The 15,228-nt window shown below is 37.4% G+C and carries 17 protein-coding genes; 4 read left to right on the forward strand and 13 right to left on the reverse strand.

Annotated elements, in window-relative coordinates; translation table 11 throughout:
• Positions 1–26: 26 nt before the first annotated feature.
• The 3 genes from V3Z67_RS09815 to purB are packed head-to-tail and all read right to left on the reverse strand — an operon-like array spanning position 27 to position 3,900.
• Complete coding sequence (locus tag V3Z67_RS09815) at positions 27–1,922, reverse strand: monovalent cation:proton antiporter-2 (CPA2) family protein (RefSeq protein WP_330443132.1); 1,896 nt, start codon at positions 1,920–1,922, stop codon at positions 27–29.
• A gap of 6 nt (positions 1,923–1,928) precedes the next feature.
• Positions 1,929–2,531 carry an NAD(P)H-dependent oxidoreductase gene (locus V3Z67_RS09820; RefSeq protein WP_330443133.1) on the reverse strand — a complete coding sequence of 201 codons (603 nt, stop codon included), beginning with the start codon at positions 2,529–2,531 and terminating at the stop codon, positions 1,929–1,931.
• 16 nt (positions 2,532–2,547) lie between these two features.
• Complete coding sequence (gene purB / locus V3Z67_RS09825; RefSeq protein WP_330443134.1) at positions 2,548–3,900, reverse strand: adenylosuccinate lyase; 1,353 nt, start codon at positions 3,898–3,900, stop codon at positions 2,548–2,550.
• 143 nt (positions 3,901–4,043) lie between these two features.
• Here purB and V3Z67_RS09830 point away from each other — a divergent pair, with 143 nt between their 5' ends.
• Together V3Z67_RS09830 and V3Z67_RS09835 are read left to right on the forward strand one after the other, a co-directional pair.
• The gene (locus V3Z67_RS09830; RefSeq protein WP_330443135.1) at positions 4,044–4,493 is read left to right on the forward strand and encodes a TlpA family protein disulfide reductase; all 450 of its coding nucleotides are present in this window, start codon (positions 4,044–4,046) and stop codon (positions 4,491–4,493) included.
• 95 nt (positions 4,494–4,588) lie between these two features.
• Positions 4,589–5,170: a hypothetical protein gene (locus V3Z67_RS09835; RefSeq protein WP_330443136.1), complete on the forward strand. Its 582-nt coding sequence runs from the start codon at positions 4,589–4,591 to the stop codon at positions 5,168–5,170.
• Between the two features lie 176 nt (positions 5,171–5,346).
• Here V3Z67_RS09835 and V3Z67_RS09840 read toward each other — a convergent pair whose 3' ends face one another.
• The 4 genes from V3Z67_RS09840 to V3Z67_RS09855 form a co-directional block, all read right to left on the reverse strand.
• On the reverse strand, positions 5,347–6,057 hold the full coding sequence (locus tag V3Z67_RS09840; protein ID WP_330443137.1) for a hypothetical protein: 711 nt from the start codon (positions 6,055–6,057) through the stop codon (positions 5,347–5,349).
• Between the two features lie 347 nt (positions 6,058–6,404).
• Positions 6,405–7,094 (reverse strand): SIR2 family NAD-dependent protein deacylase, encoded by a 690-nt coding sequence (locus V3Z67_RS09845; RefSeq protein WP_330443138.1) that lies wholly within the window; start codon positions 7,092–7,094, stop codon positions 6,405–6,407.
• Complete coding sequence (locus tag V3Z67_RS09850; protein WP_330443139.1) at positions 7,095–7,889, reverse strand: anti-sigma factor; 795 nt, start codon at positions 7,887–7,889, stop codon at positions 7,095–7,097.
• Positions 7,889–8,419: an RNA polymerase sigma factor gene (locus V3Z67_RS09855; RefSeq protein WP_330443140.1), complete on the reverse strand. Its 531-nt coding sequence runs from the start codon at positions 8,417–8,419 to the stop codon at positions 7,889–7,891. The genes V3Z67_RS09850 and V3Z67_RS09855 overlap by 1 nt, the downstream gene beginning before the upstream one ends.
• A 63-nt stretch (positions 8,420–8,482) precedes the next feature.
• Here V3Z67_RS09855 and V3Z67_RS09860 point away from each other — a divergent pair, with 63 nt between their 5' ends.
• Entirely contained in the window at positions 8,483–9,148 is a 666-nt protein-coding gene (locus tag V3Z67_RS09860; RefSeq protein ID WP_330443141.1) for a TrmH family RNA methyltransferase, read from the forward strand.
• 2 nt (positions 9,149–9,150) lie between these two features.
• Here V3Z67_RS09860 and V3Z67_RS09865 read toward each other — a convergent pair whose 3' ends face one another.
• The 6 genes from V3Z67_RS09865 to V3Z67_RS09890 all read right to left on the reverse strand — a co-directional run bounded on the left by V3Z67_RS09865 (position 9,151) and on the right by V3Z67_RS09890 (position 13,694).
• Entirely contained in the window at positions 9,151–9,927 is a 777-nt protein-coding gene (locus V3Z67_RS09865) for a carboxypeptidase-like regulatory domain-containing protein (RefSeq protein ID WP_330443142.1), read from the reverse strand.
• 75 nt (positions 9,928–10,002) lie between these two features.
• Positions 10,003–11,787 carry a DEAD/DEAH box helicase gene (locus tag V3Z67_RS09870; protein WP_330443143.1) on the reverse strand — a complete coding sequence of 595 codons (1,785 nt, stop codon included), beginning with the start codon at positions 11,785–11,787 and terminating at the stop codon, positions 10,003–10,005.
• 99 nt (positions 11,788–11,886) lie between these two features.
• On the reverse strand, positions 11,887–12,459 hold the full coding sequence (locus V3Z67_RS09875; protein ID WP_330443144.1) for a non-canonical purine NTP diphosphatase: 573 nt from the start codon (positions 12,457–12,459) through the stop codon (positions 11,887–11,889).
• 3 nt (positions 12,460–12,462) lie between these two features.
• Complete coding sequence (locus V3Z67_RS09880; protein ID WP_330443145.1) at positions 12,463–12,948, reverse strand: DUF4870 domain-containing protein; 486 nt, start codon at positions 12,946–12,948, stop codon at positions 12,463–12,465.
• On the reverse strand, positions 12,945–13,355 hold the full coding sequence (locus V3Z67_RS09885) for a DUF2752 domain-containing protein (protein ID WP_330443146.1): 411 nt from the start codon (positions 13,353–13,355) through the stop codon (positions 12,945–12,947). Before V3Z67_RS09885 ends, V3Z67_RS09880 begins: the two co-directional genes overlap by 4 nt.
• Before the next feature lie 3 nt (positions 13,356–13,358).
• Entirely contained in the window at positions 13,359–13,694 is a 336-nt protein-coding gene (locus V3Z67_RS09890; protein WP_330443147.1) for a TM2 domain-containing protein, read from the reverse strand.
• Positions 13,695–13,868: 174 nt separating this feature from the next.
• On the opposite strand from V3Z67_RS09890, the gene V3Z67_RS09895 reads away from it, so the two are divergent.
• Positions 13,869–15,134, forward strand: coding sequence for an aminotransferase class I/II-fold pyridoxal phosphate-dependent enzyme (locus V3Z67_RS09895; protein WP_330443148.1), 1,266 nt, complete (start codon positions 13,869–13,871; stop codon positions 15,132–15,134).
• Positions 15,135–15,228: the final 94 nt, after the last annotated feature.

The following is a 15,228-nucleotide window of genomic DNA, read 5'->3' on the forward strand; positions in this document are numbered from 1 at the left end:
CCCCTACAAAGGGGGATAGGGATATTTTATTTTTTATCTCCGTTGCTGTTCTCCAGGTTTTCTTTTCTCAGGTCTTCGCTTTCCCAGGCATGGTCGTTAGCTCCCAGTTGGGCATATAAATCGTTTTTAAGCAGTTGTTCCTGCATTTCAATCTCTTCTTTGGCAGTCATAAGGAAGGCCTTTTTATCATGTCGTTTCTGCGAAAGTCTCAATACCGCCTGCTCATCATATTTAATGAATCGTTGTCCTTGCCTTGTGGCAGTATAACGGCGGTGGCCCAGTTCTACCAAGGCATCTACACCTAAGTGAACGGCACTGTATAGGTTTTCACGGTAAAACTGATTGATCCCCATATCTACCAGTTCAAAAGCATTACTTCGGTTACGGGCTCTTGCCAATACTTTTAGGTGAGGGAAATGCTTGCGTATCATTTCTACCACAATAAGGTTTACGGTAGGGTTATCTATAGCGGCAATAAACAGTTTGGCATTTTCGCATCCGGCAGCTTTAAGTAACTCCAGTCTTGAGGCATCTCCATAATATACCTTGAAGCCCATTTTACGCAGGGAATCAACCCTGTCAGAATCCATATCCAATACTGTTGTGCCTATGCCGTTTGTTTTTAGTAAACGGCCTATGGTACTACCAAAGTTCCCAAACCCGGCTATAATAACATCATTGTTTTCATCTTCTATATCGTCATACTTGTTGCCTGAATCTTTTTCCTTAACACCAAAGAAAGGGTCTATCCATTTTTCATTGATAAAAAGAAATATAGGTGTGCCTATCATACTCAGTGCTATAATAGCCATCATCTGGCTGGCAAGGTAGGTAGGCATGAGGTTGAGCTGAGTGGCAAAGCCTAATATTACAAACCCAAATTCCCCTCCCTGACTCAGGGCAAACCCGAAAAGTAGGTTTTGGTCAGAACTTTTCTTATAAATTTTACCTATTCCCAGTAATACAAGGAATTTGATAACATTAAACAGGGTACAGAAAACAATGATAAACACAGGGTCTACCATGATAAGGCTAAAGTTAATGGAAGCACCTACCCCAATAAAGAAAAGCCCTAAGAGGAGTCCTTTAAAGGGGGCAATATCGCCTTCGAGCTCATGTCTGAATTCACTATTGGCCAATACGACTCCTGCCATAAATGCACCTAAAGCGGGGCTAAGCCCAACCATCTGCATTATATAAGATACCGAAAGTACCAGTAATAGTGCTGCTCCGGTAAAGAGTTCCTGTAATCTTGTAGCTGCTACAACATGTAGTAGGGGTACAATTATAAATCTGCCTGCAAGGTATATAAGGGCGATAGTACCTATTACAATAAATGTTTGCAGCCATCCCTGTAAGTCGGAAATAAGTGATTCGTTTATCCCTTTATTTTGAATATCGCCATCGGCTAACAGGGGTAATATAGCAAGTATCGGGATAACGGCTATATCCTGAAACAATAGTACTGCAAATGCCGAACGCCCCATTGAGGTTTGCGACAGTCCTTTCTCTTTAAGGGTTTGCAATACAATAGCAGTAGACGATAATGTTAAAGCTAATGCTATAGTTAATGTGGCTTCCCATTCCCATTTTAAAACCAGTAAACATGCCAGAAATAGTATGGTACAGGTTCCTAAAACCTGTAGCGACCCCATGCCGATAATAAAACGCCGCATCCGCCAAAACTTATAGGGATCAAGTTCCAGCCCGATAAGAAACAGCATCATAACTACACCAAATTCGGCAAAGTGCATAATATCTTCTCCCTGCTGCCCGATAAGTCCAAGTACAAACGGACCTATTAAAATACCGGCAAACAGATAACCTAATATAGAACTAAGCCCCAGTTTTTTAGCTATAGGTACACATATAACAGCAGCAGCCAAATAAATAATTGACTCAAAAAATAATCCGTTTTCCATATGTTTTTAGCCTAATTTAGTTTTAAACCAATCGTTAAAATACTGATAGCCGGAGAGATCTTCAGGGGTAATGGTTTTGTTTTCCAGGTATTCCAGAATTTGCCTGTAGAGTTTTCCGTTCTCTATATATCCTTCCACGGTCATGGAGTGTGTACCATGAACTACAAACGGAGGTAGGTAGGTCAAATTACAAACTTTTGCAGTTTGATTGAATGGTTCTAAAAGTTGTTGTATTGTAAAGCGGTCGCGTCCTGTAGAGCAGTAGTTTTCTTTGCGTCCGCCGGTTGTAATGGTTTGTAAGAGCAGTTTACCTTTTAGGGCCGTACCTTCCTTACCATATGCCCAGCCGTGTTCCAGTACAATGTCTATCCATTGTTTTAAAAGGGGAGGGCAACTATACCAATACATAGGGTGATGCCATATAATGATGTCGTGTAGTAAAAGCAGCTCCTGTTCACGCTGCATATCAACATCAAATTCCGGATACTCCTGGTACAGGTCATGAAACGTGATGTTAGGACTATCCGGAATGTGGTTTACAAGTACGTCATTCACATTCGATTTCTCGAACAGCGGGTGTGCAAATAGAATGAGTATCTTGTTGGGCATACATTGTATTTCTTATTTATGGTAATATACCTAAATAATTGGAAGGAGTAATGTTCATTAACTCCGCTTTAACGCTGTCTGAAACGTTAAGTGTTCCTATAAAGGCATGTATAGAATCTTTATTGATAATATGGTTTGTTCTTGTAAGCTCTTTAAGAGCTTCATACGGGTTAGGGTAGCCCTCACGACGTAATATCGTTTGGATAGCCTCTGCCACAACAGCCCAGTTTTTCTCAAGGTCCTGCTCAAACTTATCAGCATTTAAAAGAAGTTTGTTAAGTCCTTTAAGAGTAGCTTCAAAAGCAATAAGAGTATGCCCTATAGGTACGCCTATGTTTCTTAGCACTGTACTGTCTGTAAGATCTCTTTGCAGTCTTGATATTGGTAGTTTAGCAGAAAGATGTTCAAATATGGCATTAGCAATACCTAAGTTACCTTCAGAGTTTTCAAAGTCAATAGGGTTTACTTTGTGTGGCATTGCAGAAGAACCAACCTCTCCCGCTTTTATTTTTTGCTTAAAGTAATCCATAGACACATAAGTCCAGATATCCCTGTCAAGGTCTATAAGGATATTATTAATACGTTTTAAAGCATCAAAAAATGCAGCAAAGTGATCGTAGTGCTCAATTTGTGTAGTAGGGAAGGAGTGTTTTAACCCAAGTGTTCCTTCAACAAAATCAAGTCCGAATTTTCTCCAGTCGTTTTGCGGATAAGCCACAAAGTGCGCATTAAAGTTACCTGTAGCACCACCAAATTTGGCAGCAAAAGGTACGTTGAAAAGTTGGCGTAACTGCTCTTCCAGTCTCTCTACAAAAACATGTATTTCTTTACCTAAACGGGTAGGAGATGCCGGTTGTCCGTGAGTACGGGCAAGCATTGGTACATCTGCCCACTCTTTAGTAAGCTCTTTAAGTTTAGAGATTACTTTAATAAGTGTTGGCATATACACATCTTCAAAAGCCTCTTTAGTTGATAGAGGGATTGCAGTGTTGTTAATATCCTGAGAAGTTAAACCAAAGTGAATAAACTCTTTGTACTGCTCAAGTCCAAGCTTATCAAAAGCCGATTTTATAAAGTACTCAACCGCTTTTACATCGTGGTTGGTTGTTTTTTCTATGTCTTTTACCTGTAGTGCATCCTGTGCCGAGAAGTTTCTGTAAAGATCACGAAGCGGCTCAAACACAGCTTTATCTACACCCTGTAGCTGAGGTAGTGGCAATTCGCATAATGCTATGAAATACTCAATTTCTACAAGCACCCTGTATTTTATAAGTGCTTCTTCAGAAAAATATCCTGATAACGATACGGTTTTACTCCTATATCTCCCGTCTATTGGGGAAATGGCATTCAGTTCAGATAAACTTTGCATTGTTTGTTGTTTAAAAATACGTATAGCCGCAAAGATAAACTTTTACAGGCAATTAAAGAAGGCACAAAAACAATTAAATAGGTAGTTTTTATACTAAAACGGCTACCTTTCTGTTTTGTAATTAACCATAAAACCACCAGGCTATGAAAAAACTATTTGTCTTTTTACTGATTTTTACTTCGCTTACTGCTTTTTGCCAAACCAATAAATCACTGGATGTGATTGTACAGGAAAATAAAGGGAAAGTTATTCTGATAGATTTTTGGGCCAGCTGGTGTAAACCCTGTCGTAGTGAAATGAGAAAACTGCCTTCGTTTAAGGAGAAACTTAAAGGCAAAGATGTGGTTTATGTTTTTATTTCCATGGATACTGAAAAAGACAAATGGGTAAAAGCTATGGAGTCCGAAGGGATAGTAAACGATATTAACCTGCTAATCTCTCAGGCTAAAAATGCTAAAGTGCTTGAAGGACATAAAATAATGTCTATACCGCGGTATATGGTAATTGATAAAAAAGGAAAGTTGGTAAGTGCTCATGCTCCGGGGTATAGTCGTAAGCTTCTCAAAGTAATAGATAAGTATTTGGAAGAATAGAAAAATACCTAAAGGAACTGCGCTGTTTTTCCGGCTAGTTTTTTTGAAAATAGTACAACTTACTTTTAATTTGCCTGGCAATTAAATACTCTATAATGAAAAAACACCTTACAATTCTATTTTTAATAATAGTATGTTCTCTTGGTTACTCACAAACTAAAAAAGAATCTTTTTTTAAAAACGCTTATATATCCGGTGAATATATTTTCAGGAGTTATGGAACCGGTGATATGCTTGGTTTAGGTGGCGGGGCAGAAATATCCAAAGATATTAAAAAATGGTTAGGAGTAGGGCTTAATTTAAGCTATTGGGATAATACAAAATTAGAATGGGATTTTGATGATCCGTATACCGGGCAACGACAACAATTTTATGGACGGATAAGAGAATTTAAAGTGACTCCTTTTGTTCAGTTAATGCCCATTAATACAAAATACTTCGATTTAATAGTGTATGGAGGAGTTCGTACTGGGTATTATCATCAAAACATATATAATGGTAGTTATTATTCTATTTATGATGTAGGTAATAAAAATGTTACTTTAGGTTATGAGTTTGGCCCTGCATTACGCTTTCAGATTGAAAAGTTAATCATTGTTCCATCTATGATTATTGGTAATGATACAAATGGGGATAGTTTTAATCAGCTTAGTGTAAAAGTAGGCTGGCAATTGTAGTTTATGCTTTAACTATATATAAACAAAGGGGCTGTCTCAAAAATGAGACAGCCCCTACATTTTTTATAACCAACATTATGCGTTACAAGAGATTTAAGCTGTGAACTTTTTATTAAGAACAAAACAACTTTAAATCTCTCATATACCAAATCTTGGGTAAGTTTTTTATGGGTAGGTTATTTTATTATTATTTTTGAGAAGTTTTCAAAATCTGTTTCAAAGTATTTTTTTTCAAAGATATTATTTGACTGAGTTGAAAAACTAGCTGGCAAATAAAACCTAATAGTACCTTCTGTTGATTTCATAACAGGAAAAGTGTATTCAGTTGAATATTTTCTTTTCTCTGTTGATATTTCTGTTTGAATTAAATCAAGAAATTTTTGTTCGTCATATTTTTGATATTTAGAACCCATACTTACCATATATTTTGTTTTAAGTTCTATAAGATTCTCAATTTTTAATAACTTTTGATATTCTTGTTTGGTAAAAATATATCCAAAAGTTTGTTCATATTCATACCAATCTTCTCGGATAGAAGGATATTCGAATCTTCCATTCCATTTGTTTACAATCAATACATAATATGTTGTTCCTTTATAAGTAACTGTTTTTGTTTGCACTTTTTGAAAGTTTTGGCTTGTTTTAGACTTCATATAAGCCCCTTGCAAACTTTCGTATTTGTCCTTATAATCCTTATCGTCTGAAATAACATTTTCATAATCTATCCATTCTCCTAGTGTAGAGTTATAAGCCCATCCAGTTGCTTTTATGAGAGTATCAGATGTCGTTTCAAAATTTAGTTTTTCTCTATTTACACGTTCTTGTCCAAAAACTTTTACTATTGAACCTGTCAATAAAAGTGTTATAAGTATTAATTTTAATTTCATTTTGTGTTAATTATTTGATTTTTAGGTTATTGTCTAGTTTTTCAAGTTGTTCGATGGTCTCCAAATTTTAAAATCTTTTCAGGCTAAATAATACAGTTAAAGCATAAAGCTTAATGTGTTTTTATAATGAAAAGTGTGGTTTTGAACAAAAGTATGAAAAAGTTTAAGATAATTATATTGTAGGATTATTCTTTTTTATTAACTCCTATTCATGACGAAAAATTGTTTGTGAGTCTAAAAATAGGTAGTGAAAATACCCAAAATCAGATATGAAGAAAATCCAATATTTTATATAAAACAAAAAGAGGCTATCTTTTTAAGACAGCCCCTTTGTTTTTTGTTTTATACTAAAAGGATAATAATCTCTCTTTCACCATTTCCATACCTTCCGATCCCAAAACCGAAAATATTTCAAGTTTATTCCTTAAATTGGGAATTTGGGTAGGGTTGGGGTCAACATAATAAATGGTAACATGGGGCTTTGCAAAATCAATTAATCCGGCTGCGGGATAAACCTGTAGCGAGGTGCCTATTACAATGAGGTAATCGGCTTTTTCCATAATTTTTATTGCAGGTTCTATGGCAGGAACTGCCTCTCCAAACCATACAATATGGGGGCGTAGCTGATGCCCGTCGGTATGCAGGTCGCCTTCATAAATATCTGTAGTCCATTCAATAATGTCATAATGGTTGTTAACGCTGCGGGCTTTTAGGAGTTCGCCATGCAGGTGTAAAACATTGGTGCTTCCGGCACGTTCGTGCAGGTCATCTACATTTTGGGTAATAACGGTAACATCAAAATGGTTTTCAAGCTCAACAATTATGTTGTGAGCCTTGTTAGGTGTAACCTCAAAAAGCTGTTGGCGACGTTTGTTGTAAAAATCGAGTACCAGTGCAGGGTTTTTGCGCCAGCCTTCGGGAGAAGCCACTTCCATTACATTATGACCCTCCCAAAGGCCGCCTGCATCACGAAACGTTTTTATTCCGCTTTCGGCACTAACACCGGCACCCGATAGTACAACAAGTTTTTTTTTCATTTATGATTTTACTTCCCCTAAAGTATATAATTGTTCAAGAGTAGGTGAAGGGCTACCACCGGCAGGCTCAAGTGTAATACCAAACGCCTCGGCTCCTTCAAAGTTCTCTACAGCAAATATACCTTTGTTTTCAGTTCTCTGACTGTCGTCAAGAACACCAATACTTGTTGGGTCAAGCTGAGGCTTCAGTTTAAGTGCCCAAACCTGGTATACTTTGTCTTTAGGAGGTTCCGGTAAACCGGCTATATCCACATAAATTTTATTGTCTTCGTTGTTTAAATATACTTTAGCATAAGCTTCCGGGGCAACTGTTTGCCCGGCAAGAGAAACCACATTGTTGTTTTTGTCCCGAATAATGGCAAGTGCCTTTTCGTTTTGTGTGTTCTCGTCGCTTACATTGGCAAGCATCTGCTCAAACTTATCACGTTCTGTTCTTGTAGCCTGAACTTCCTCTGTAGCCTGATTGTACTGGTAATATTGGAAACCAAGTCCGAATAACAGTATAACAGCAGCAGCCCACCCAAGGTAAGAACCTGTTGTGCTTTTGCGTGGCATTTGTACAACACCTTCGTGTTTCTCAATAAGCTGTTGGCGTATTTTATTATACACCTCTGCCGATAGATAGGGCGATACACTGTATGAAAGGTCAATAACGGCTTTTTCTATAGACAGTATCTCTGCTTTTACATCCTTATTGCTGTCTGCCATCTCTTTAACCTTCAGGTTTTCTTCTTCCGAAAGTAACCCAAAGACATACAGTTCCAAAATTCCTGATTCAATATACTCTGTGTTCATTATACCTCTAATATAGTTCTTAAATCTCTAATACAATTTCTGTTTTGCGTTTTCACTGTGCCCAGTGGTATGGCAAGTTCTTCCGATGCTTCCTGTTGGGTGTATCCCCTAAAGAAAAGCAGGTCGATAATGCGTACACACACCGGTTTTAGTTTCTTTACAAACTCACGAATACCTATGGCGTCAATTTTATTGCTTACCGAAGTATTGTGGTCTAAAATATTTACGAAATTGTCGACAGAGAGGTTTTTTAAACTGTTATTATGTCCCTTAGATCTTAATTTATCTATAGCTGCGTTACGTGCTATATTAAGAATCCAGGTAAAAAAGCGGCCTTTACTTTCATTGTAAGAATCGATATTTTTCCAGATTTTTACAAAAACTTCCTGTAAAACATCTTCTGATTCTTCTTTATCTTTTAAAAGGTTGAATATCACTCCAAAAAGGCTTTTGGAATACATGTCATACAATAGCGTGAATGCTTTGCTGTCTTTTTTGTAGATTTGCTCGAGTAATTCTTCCTGTGTCATATATAATTTCTTGGATTTGGCACTTCTAAAATACTAAAAGATTTTTAACATTTAGCTTAAATAATGAAAAATACCTCAGATATCCAATATCTTAATTACTTAGAAGAGTTTATTACTGAAAACCGTAAAGAAACATTTTTAAATATATTGCAAACCCGTACCAAACATTTTACGGTTGCCATTGAAGATGTTTTTCAATTACATAATACCAGTGCGGTAATGCGTACCTGTGAGGTTTTTGGTGTGCAGGAATTAAATGTGATAGAAGAGAAGTATGGTAAGCGTATAGATAAGGAAATTGCTCTTGGCGCACAAAAATGGGTAGATGTTAAACGATATGCTTCGGCAACCGAGTGTGTTGATAGCTTAAAAGCTAAAGGGTACAGGATTATAGCTACTACACCTCATGAAAACTCGTGCATGCTGGATGAGTTTGATATTACACAGCCTGCTGCCATATTTTTTGGTACTGAGAAAAACGGACTCTCTGAAGAGGTAATGCAGAAGGCTGACGGGTTTTTAAAAATCCCTATGGTAGGTTTTACCGAAAGCCTTAATATATCGTCTTCGGCAGCAATTGTAATTCAGGATATAACTAACAGGTTGAGAAAGTCTGATATTAACTGGAGGCTTACCGATGATGAGATACTGGATAAAAGGATTGACTGGAGCAGGAAATCAATAAAGGATATCGATTTCATTACTCAAAAATACCTGGAGCAGGAATAGTATTATTTCCTGTTAATAGCCTTATATTCTTCATAACAGCCGCTAATAGCATCCATTATCTGGAGATCGTTTGCTGTTCGTATAAACTCTTCAGAATAGTTGCATTGTTCCAGTATTTCAGAAATATCTTCTTTGGTAACCCCTAAAAGAGCAGCCAGTGTTTCCCTGTCAAATTTTGAAGCAAGCAAATTCCTTACAGTATCATCTTTTTTCATTTGCTTAAGTCTTTTCATCTCATTAGGTTTTTTACCAAAAATGTTATGAAGCAGGTCGGCAGGGTTGAAGACAGAGTTTATAATTTTCTTAAAAGCGTTAGGAGAGGTGTGTCCGCCCTCATAGCCATAATTAAGTCCTGATATACTGTAACGGTAGTTTTGTTTAACAGGTACAAGCTTAGAGTCTACCTGTAAGTATCCGGTAAGGTTGTGTTGGTTAATAACCACCTCTTCCAGTGCGTAAGCCTTTTCTGTTAGCGGTATTTTTGTTGAGGTTGTATTTTTAATCCAGTCGTTTGTAACACGTACTTTAATAGGCTGGTAGCCTATAAGGGTAATGTGTAGTGTGTCGTTGGTTTTTGCAGCTATGTTAAAATGACCTTGCTTATCGGTCACGGTACCTTTAACAGTATTAATATTGATAACGGTTGCGTTCTCAATAGGTAACAGGTTGCTCTCGTTTACTATTGTACCACTTACACTGGTAGTGTCTTCCTGCTTCTCGGTTTGTGCGAAAGAAGGGAACGATAGTAATAAAAATAAAATAACTACAAAATATCTCATTGTTTGCTTTAGTAAAGTAAAAGTAATAAACAAACGTGATATTTTGTAGTTAGTATACAATTATATTAAAAAAAATTAATTGCTTCTTCTCGGCTTTCTGTCTCTTGGAGCGCTTTTGCCGTCTTTTCTTCTAGGAGAAGACCCGTCTCTTCTTGAGTTTCTGCTGTCTCTTCCGTCTCCGCCACCTCTAGGTGAGTTACGTTTAAAGCCTCCGCTTCCGCCGCCACTGTTTCTTCCGTTGTGGTCTCTGCGTCTTCCGCCACCATCATTTTTAGAGATCTCAACATTTATCTTACGACCTTCAAGGTGCATGCTGTTAAAGGTATCAAGAACCGTTTCTGCATGTTCAGCTTCTGTATTAAAGAAAGAGAAACCTTCTTTTACATCCACTTTAAAGATATCGTCACGACCTAAACCTAGTGTGTCACGAAGGAAATCTTTAAGGCTCATCCAGTCGAAATCGTCACGTGAACCTATGTTGATAAAGTAACGAACCGCACCTCCTGTTGGGGTAAAGTCACGATTATCACCACCTTTTTGAGTAGATAGATCTTTATTCTTTTTATAATAGTTGATAAACCTGTTAAACTCTACCGATACCATTTTTTTGATAAGTTCCTCTTTACTAAGGTCTTTCATTACCTCATAAATAGCAGGAAGGTAAGGGTCTATTTCGTGGTCTATCTCAACATCTTTAATTCTGTTTGCTAAGTGGAATAACTGTATTTCGCAAATCTCGATACCTGACGGGATAGATTTTTCTTCAAACTTCTGTTTGATAGTTCTTTCGATAGCCGATATCTTTCGAAGTTCGCTTTTAGTGATAATAACGATAGATGTGCCCAGTTTACCTGCACGCCCTGTACGACCACTACGGTGGTTGTAGGTTTCTATATCATCCGGTAACTGGTAGTTGATAACGTGAGTTACATTGTCTACGTCAATCCCCCTTGCAGCTACATCAGTAGCAACAAGCATTTGTATTTGCCTGTTTCTAAATGATTTCATTACCGCGTCACGCTGAGCCTGAGAAAGGTCTCCGTGAAGTGCAGCAGCGTTATATCCGTTTTCAATAAGTTTTTCGGCTACTGCCTGAGTATCTCTTTTTGTACGACAGAATACTACCGAGAAAATATCTGGGTTAGCATCTGCAAGACGTTTTAGCGCCTCATAGCGATCACGGGCATTTACAAGGTAAAATTCGTGTGATACTGTAGATGAACCTGAGTTTTTGTGACCTACTGTAATTTCAAGTGGTTTTCTCATAAACTCACGTGCAATACGTGCTACTTCCTGTGGCATAGTAGCCGAGAAAAGCCAAGTGCTTTTGTCTGTAGGAGATGTAGAAAGAATAGAAACGATATCATCATAGAATCCCATGTTAAGCATTTCGTCTGCTTCATCAAGTACACAGTAATCAATTTTAGATATGTTTACAAGGCCACGATTAATCATGTCCTGCATTCTACCCGGGGTTGCTACAATAATTTGCGCACCTCTCCTAATTTCCTTAGCCTGTTCTGTAATACTGGCACCGCCATATACAGCAACAGTGTTTAACCCTTTAACGTATTTAGAGTATAATTTTATCTCGTTAGTGATTTGCAGGCAAAGTTCACGTGTTGGAGATAATATTAAAGCCTGAGTATTTTTATTTTCGGCATCTATCTTCTGAATTAGCGGGAAACCAAAAGCAGCAGTTTTACCTGTACCTGTTTGCGCTAACGCGACGATGTCTGTGTCTTTTTCCAATAATAGGGGAATCGCCTTTTCCTGTACCTCCGACGGACTTTCAAATCCTAGATCGTTTATCGCCCTCAGCAGCGATTCATTCAATCCTAATTGTTCAAATTTATTCATATATATTTTTAAAATAGCTGCAAAGGTACTGTTTATTAGCGAGATAAACTAATAGCTTTAACAGAATTGTTTTAATTAAATAAATTGAAAATCAAGGAGTTACTTTTTTAGGAAAGCAATGAGCTGCTGTACAGCCCTGCCACGATGGCTAAGTTTGGCTTTTTCGTCCATAGAAATTTGAGCAAAAGTGAGGTCTAAACCTTCCGGTTTGAATATAGGATCGTAGCCAAAACCTTTGTCTCCTGCCTTATTTGTAGTTATTACACCATTTACAATTCCGGTAAATAAATGTTGCTCTCCGTTAAGGTTAAGGGTAATCACGGTTTTAAACATGGCGTTACGGTTACTTTTGTCTTTAAGGTTTAAAAGTAGCTTGTCCATGTTGTCGTTAGCATCCTTTTGTTCTCCGGCATATCGTGCCGAATACACTCCAGGTTCGCCGTTTAAAGCCTCTACCTCAAGCCCGGTGTCATCTGCAAAACAGTTGTACCCGTATTTTTGGGTTACATAATCGGCCTTTAATATGGCGTTGCCTTCAATGGTATCGGCTGTTTCGGGGATGTCTTCAGTGCAACCTATGTCTTCAAGGCTTAGCAGCTCGATATCTTCCGGTAGCTGATGTTTTATTTCCTGTATTTTGTTCTTGTTGTTTGAAGCGAAAACAAGTTTCATGTGTTATATATTATAAATGTCTCTTTTTTCTTTTGAACAGAGGCGATCGGTAATGCCGGCTATTAAAAACCAGCGAACATTTTCGCCATTACGCACTTTTCCGGCTGTGATAAGCACAGCGAAGAATTCAAAGATATTAAAAAGGACAATAATAAAAATATAAATCACATAAGGCCAAATGCTACTGTCGCGGTTTTGAGGATGTTCTACAAAATTGCCTAACCTAAAAAACATAGCGACTGTCCATGCCCATGCTATACTGTTAAAAGGTACAAGTATAAGTTGTGCTAATATGGCCTGTATAGAATGCCAGCGTATAAAGTAGGATGATTTAGACTTCCCAAAGTAAAATATTATAGCAGCTATAAGGTTAACTATGGGTAACGGTAATCCTGCTATAACGGCAACAATAGCGGTAAGGTAACTGTTTGATGCCTGTTCGTATTCATTTGGATGTATAGTTTCCTGTTGTATTTTGGATGCATTCATAATCCTTTATATATATTCCAAGCCCAGTTGGCTAGAGTTAGTATGATAAGAAGGATAGCAATCCACTTTGTTTTTATGGTTTTTTCAAACTGAATATAAGCTTTGTGTAGTGAGTTGCTTTTTGTGGTAATATCAAACAGTAGCCATATAGGCAAAACCAATAATGCGGTTATGATAATGTAGCCAAAAGGATTAAGTAAAAAGGCTTGGCTAAAATTACATTTTGTTATGGCTATTAAGCTACGGGTGCTCCCGCAGGAAGGACAGGCTATACCTGTTGTGTTTTTAAAGAAACATACTGTGATTTCGTTTGTATGGCTTTTATGATCTAAGAGCGACCATGTTAGCCAACTGTATCCGGCAATAAGTCCTAAAAAAACAATCAGGTATAGCTTATTTCTTGTCATGTTTTACAGAATAGCCTGTAGTTTTTCCATGTTTTTCTGACGTGTAGCATCCATAATAAGGAACCAGTCTACAATTGCCCAAATACCCAAACCACCACAGGTAATAAGTTTACCTATTCCTAAGCCTGTATCGCCAATAAAAAAACGATCTATACCCAGAGAACCGGCAAGTAGTGATATGATTAAGGTTGTTGTAGGGTCTTTAAAATCTAACGACTGAATCATAGTCCATTTAGACTCATCTGCATTTAAAAGACTTTCGCGAATGTAGTTAAGGTGTTGTCCCTGAAAGAATTTTCCGCTAGTCATGATGAACATGTCAACTTTTTGTGCGTCCATAATAATTGATTGTTTTTGGTTATAAATGATTTGTGAGCTTCAAATATATAATGAAGTTTGAAATATAAGTAGCAATACCCGTATATTTGTTACATGTATTGTTGAAAATAATTATGACGGGAAAAATATAATAATTACTTTTGACGCGTTTTTTAAAACACAAATTCTCAAGACATGGTAAAAGATTTATTTGACAGAATACAAAAAAATAAGGGCCCTTTAGGTAAATGGGCTTCTCAGGCTGAAGGTTATTATGTATTCCCTAAACTGGAAGGTCCTTTGGCAAACAGGATGATGTTTCACGGTAAGGAAGTTATTAACTGGAGCATAAACGATTACCTTGGACTTGGAAACCACCCAGAAGTAAGAAAAACAGATGCAGAAGCTGCGGCTGAGTATGGTGCTGCTTACCCTATGGGAGCAAGAATGATGTCTGGGCATACCTCTGTACACGAGCAATTAGAGCAGGAACTTGCTGCTTTTGTACAAAAAGAGTCGGCTTACCTTTTAAATTTCGGTTATCAGGGTATGGTGTCTATTATTGATGCCCTTGTTTCTAAAAATGATGTTATTGTATATGATGTAGATTCTCACGCATGTATTATAGATGGTGTTCGCCTTCACATGGGTAAACGCTTTACTTATAAGCACAATGACGTAGAAAGCTTAGAGAAAAACCTTGAGCGTGCTACAAATATGGCTGAAACCACCGGTGGAGGTATTCTTGTAATTACCGAAGGTGTTTTTGGTATGAGAGGTCAGCAGGGTAAACTAAAAGAAATAGTTGCCTTAAAAGAGAAATATAACTTTAGATTGTTGGTAGATGATGCACACGGTTTTGGTACACTTGGTAAAACAGGTGCCGGAGCAGGTGAAGAGCAGGAATGTCAGGATGGTATTGATGTTTACTTCTCTACTTTTGCTAAATCTATGGCAAGTATTGGTGCTTTTGTTGCTGCCGATAAAGATGTAATTGATTTCCTTAAATATAACTTACGTTCGCAAATGTTTGCTAAGTCGTTACCAATGATTTTAGTAAAAGGTGCGTTAAAACGTTTGGACCTGCTTAGAACTACCCCTCAGCTTAAAGATAAACTTTGGGAGAATGTAAATGCACTTCAAAACGGACTTAAAGAGCGTGGATTTAATATTGGTGATACTAACACCTGTGTAACTCCGGTTTACCTTGAAGGTAGTATCCCGGAGGCAATGGTAATGGTAAATGACCTGCGTGAAAACTATGGTATTTTCCTTTCTATTGTTGTGTATCCTGTAATTCCTAAAGGTATTATCCTTTTAAGGATGATTCCTACCGCTACCCACACAATGGAGGATATTAATATTACACTTAGCGCTTATGAAGCGATTCGTGAAAAACTTTTAAACGGTACTTATAAGAAAATTGCAGAGCAGACTACAGTTGATGTTTCTGCCGAGTAAATTCCTTTATATAGATATGTCACGTCCTGAAATAGCGATACACAAAAAAGTATCATTATGGATGAACAAAGCAATTATGTAAAGCGTACCCAAA

Source organism: Flavobacterium sp. C4GT6 (assembly GCF_036347315.1).
Classification (GTDB): domain Bacteria; phylum Bacteroidota; class Bacteroidia; order Flavobacteriales; family Flavobacteriaceae; genus Flavobacterium.

Bases quoted from the DNA above. Each gene is read 5' to 3' on its own strand.
- V3Z67_RS09890 (WP_330443147.1), bottom strand. From the start codon at position 13,694: ATGGACGCACAAAAAGTTGACATGTTCATCATGACTAGCGGAAAATTC.
- V3Z67_RS09870 (WP_330443143.1), bottom strand. From the start codon at position 11,787: ATGAATAAATTTGAACAATTAGGATTGAATGAATCGCTGCTGAGGGCG.
- V3Z67_RS09860 (WP_330443141.1), top strand. From the start codon at position 8,483: ATGAAAAATACCTCAGATATCCAATATCTTAATTACTTAGAAGAGTTT.
- V3Z67_RS09880 (WP_330443145.1), bottom strand. From the start codon at position 12,948: ATGAATGCATCCAAAATACAACAGGAAACTATACATCCAAATGAATAC.
- V3Z67_RS09845 (WP_330443138.1), bottom strand. From the start codon at position 7,094: ATGAAAAAAAAACTTGTTGTACTATCGGGTGCCGGTGTTAGTGCCGAA.
- V3Z67_RS09885 (WP_330443146.1), bottom strand. From the start codon at position 13,355: ATGACAAGAAATAAGCTATACCTGATTGTTTTTTTAGGACTTATTGCC.
- V3Z67_RS09895 (WP_330443148.1), top strand. From the start codon at position 13,869: ATGGTAAAAGATTTATTTGACAGAATACAAAAAAATAAGGGCCCTTTA.
- V3Z67_RS09855 (WP_330443140.1), bottom strand. From the start codon at position 8,419: ATGACACAGGAAGAATTACTCGAGCAAATCTACAAAAAAGACAGCAAA.
- V3Z67_RS09850 (WP_330443139.1), bottom strand. From the start codon at position 7,889: ATGAACACAGAGTATATTGAATCAGGAATTTTGGAACTGTATGTCTTT.
- V3Z67_RS09865 (WP_330443142.1), bottom strand. From the start codon at position 9,927: ATGAGATATTTTGTAGTTATTTTATTTTTATTACTATCGTTCCCTTCT.
- V3Z67_RS09815 (WP_330443132.1), bottom strand. From the start codon at position 1,922: ATGGAAAACGGATTATTTTTTGAGTCAATTATTTATTTGGCTGCTGCT.
- V3Z67_RS09830 (WP_330443135.1), top strand. From the start codon at position 4,044: ATGAAAAAACTATTTGTCTTTTTACTGATTTTTACTTCGCTTACTGCT.
- V3Z67_RS09875 (WP_330443144.1), bottom strand. From the start codon at position 12,459: ATGAAACTTGTTTTCGCTTCAAACAACAAGAACAAAATACAGGAAATA.
- purB (WP_330443134.1), bottom strand. From the start codon at position 3,900: ATGCAAAGTTTATCTGAACTGAATGCCATTTCCCCAATAGACGGGAGA.
- V3Z67_RS09820 (WP_330443133.1), bottom strand. From the start codon at position 2,531: ATGCCCAACAAGATACTCATTCTATTTGCACACCCGCTGTTCGAGAAA.
- V3Z67_RS09840 (WP_330443137.1), bottom strand. From the start codon at position 6,057: ATGAAATTAAAATTAATACTTATAACACTTTTATTGACAGGTTCAATA.
- V3Z67_RS09835 (WP_330443136.1), top strand. From the start codon at position 4,589: ATGAAAAAACACCTTACAATTCTATTTTTAATAATAGTATGTTCTCTT.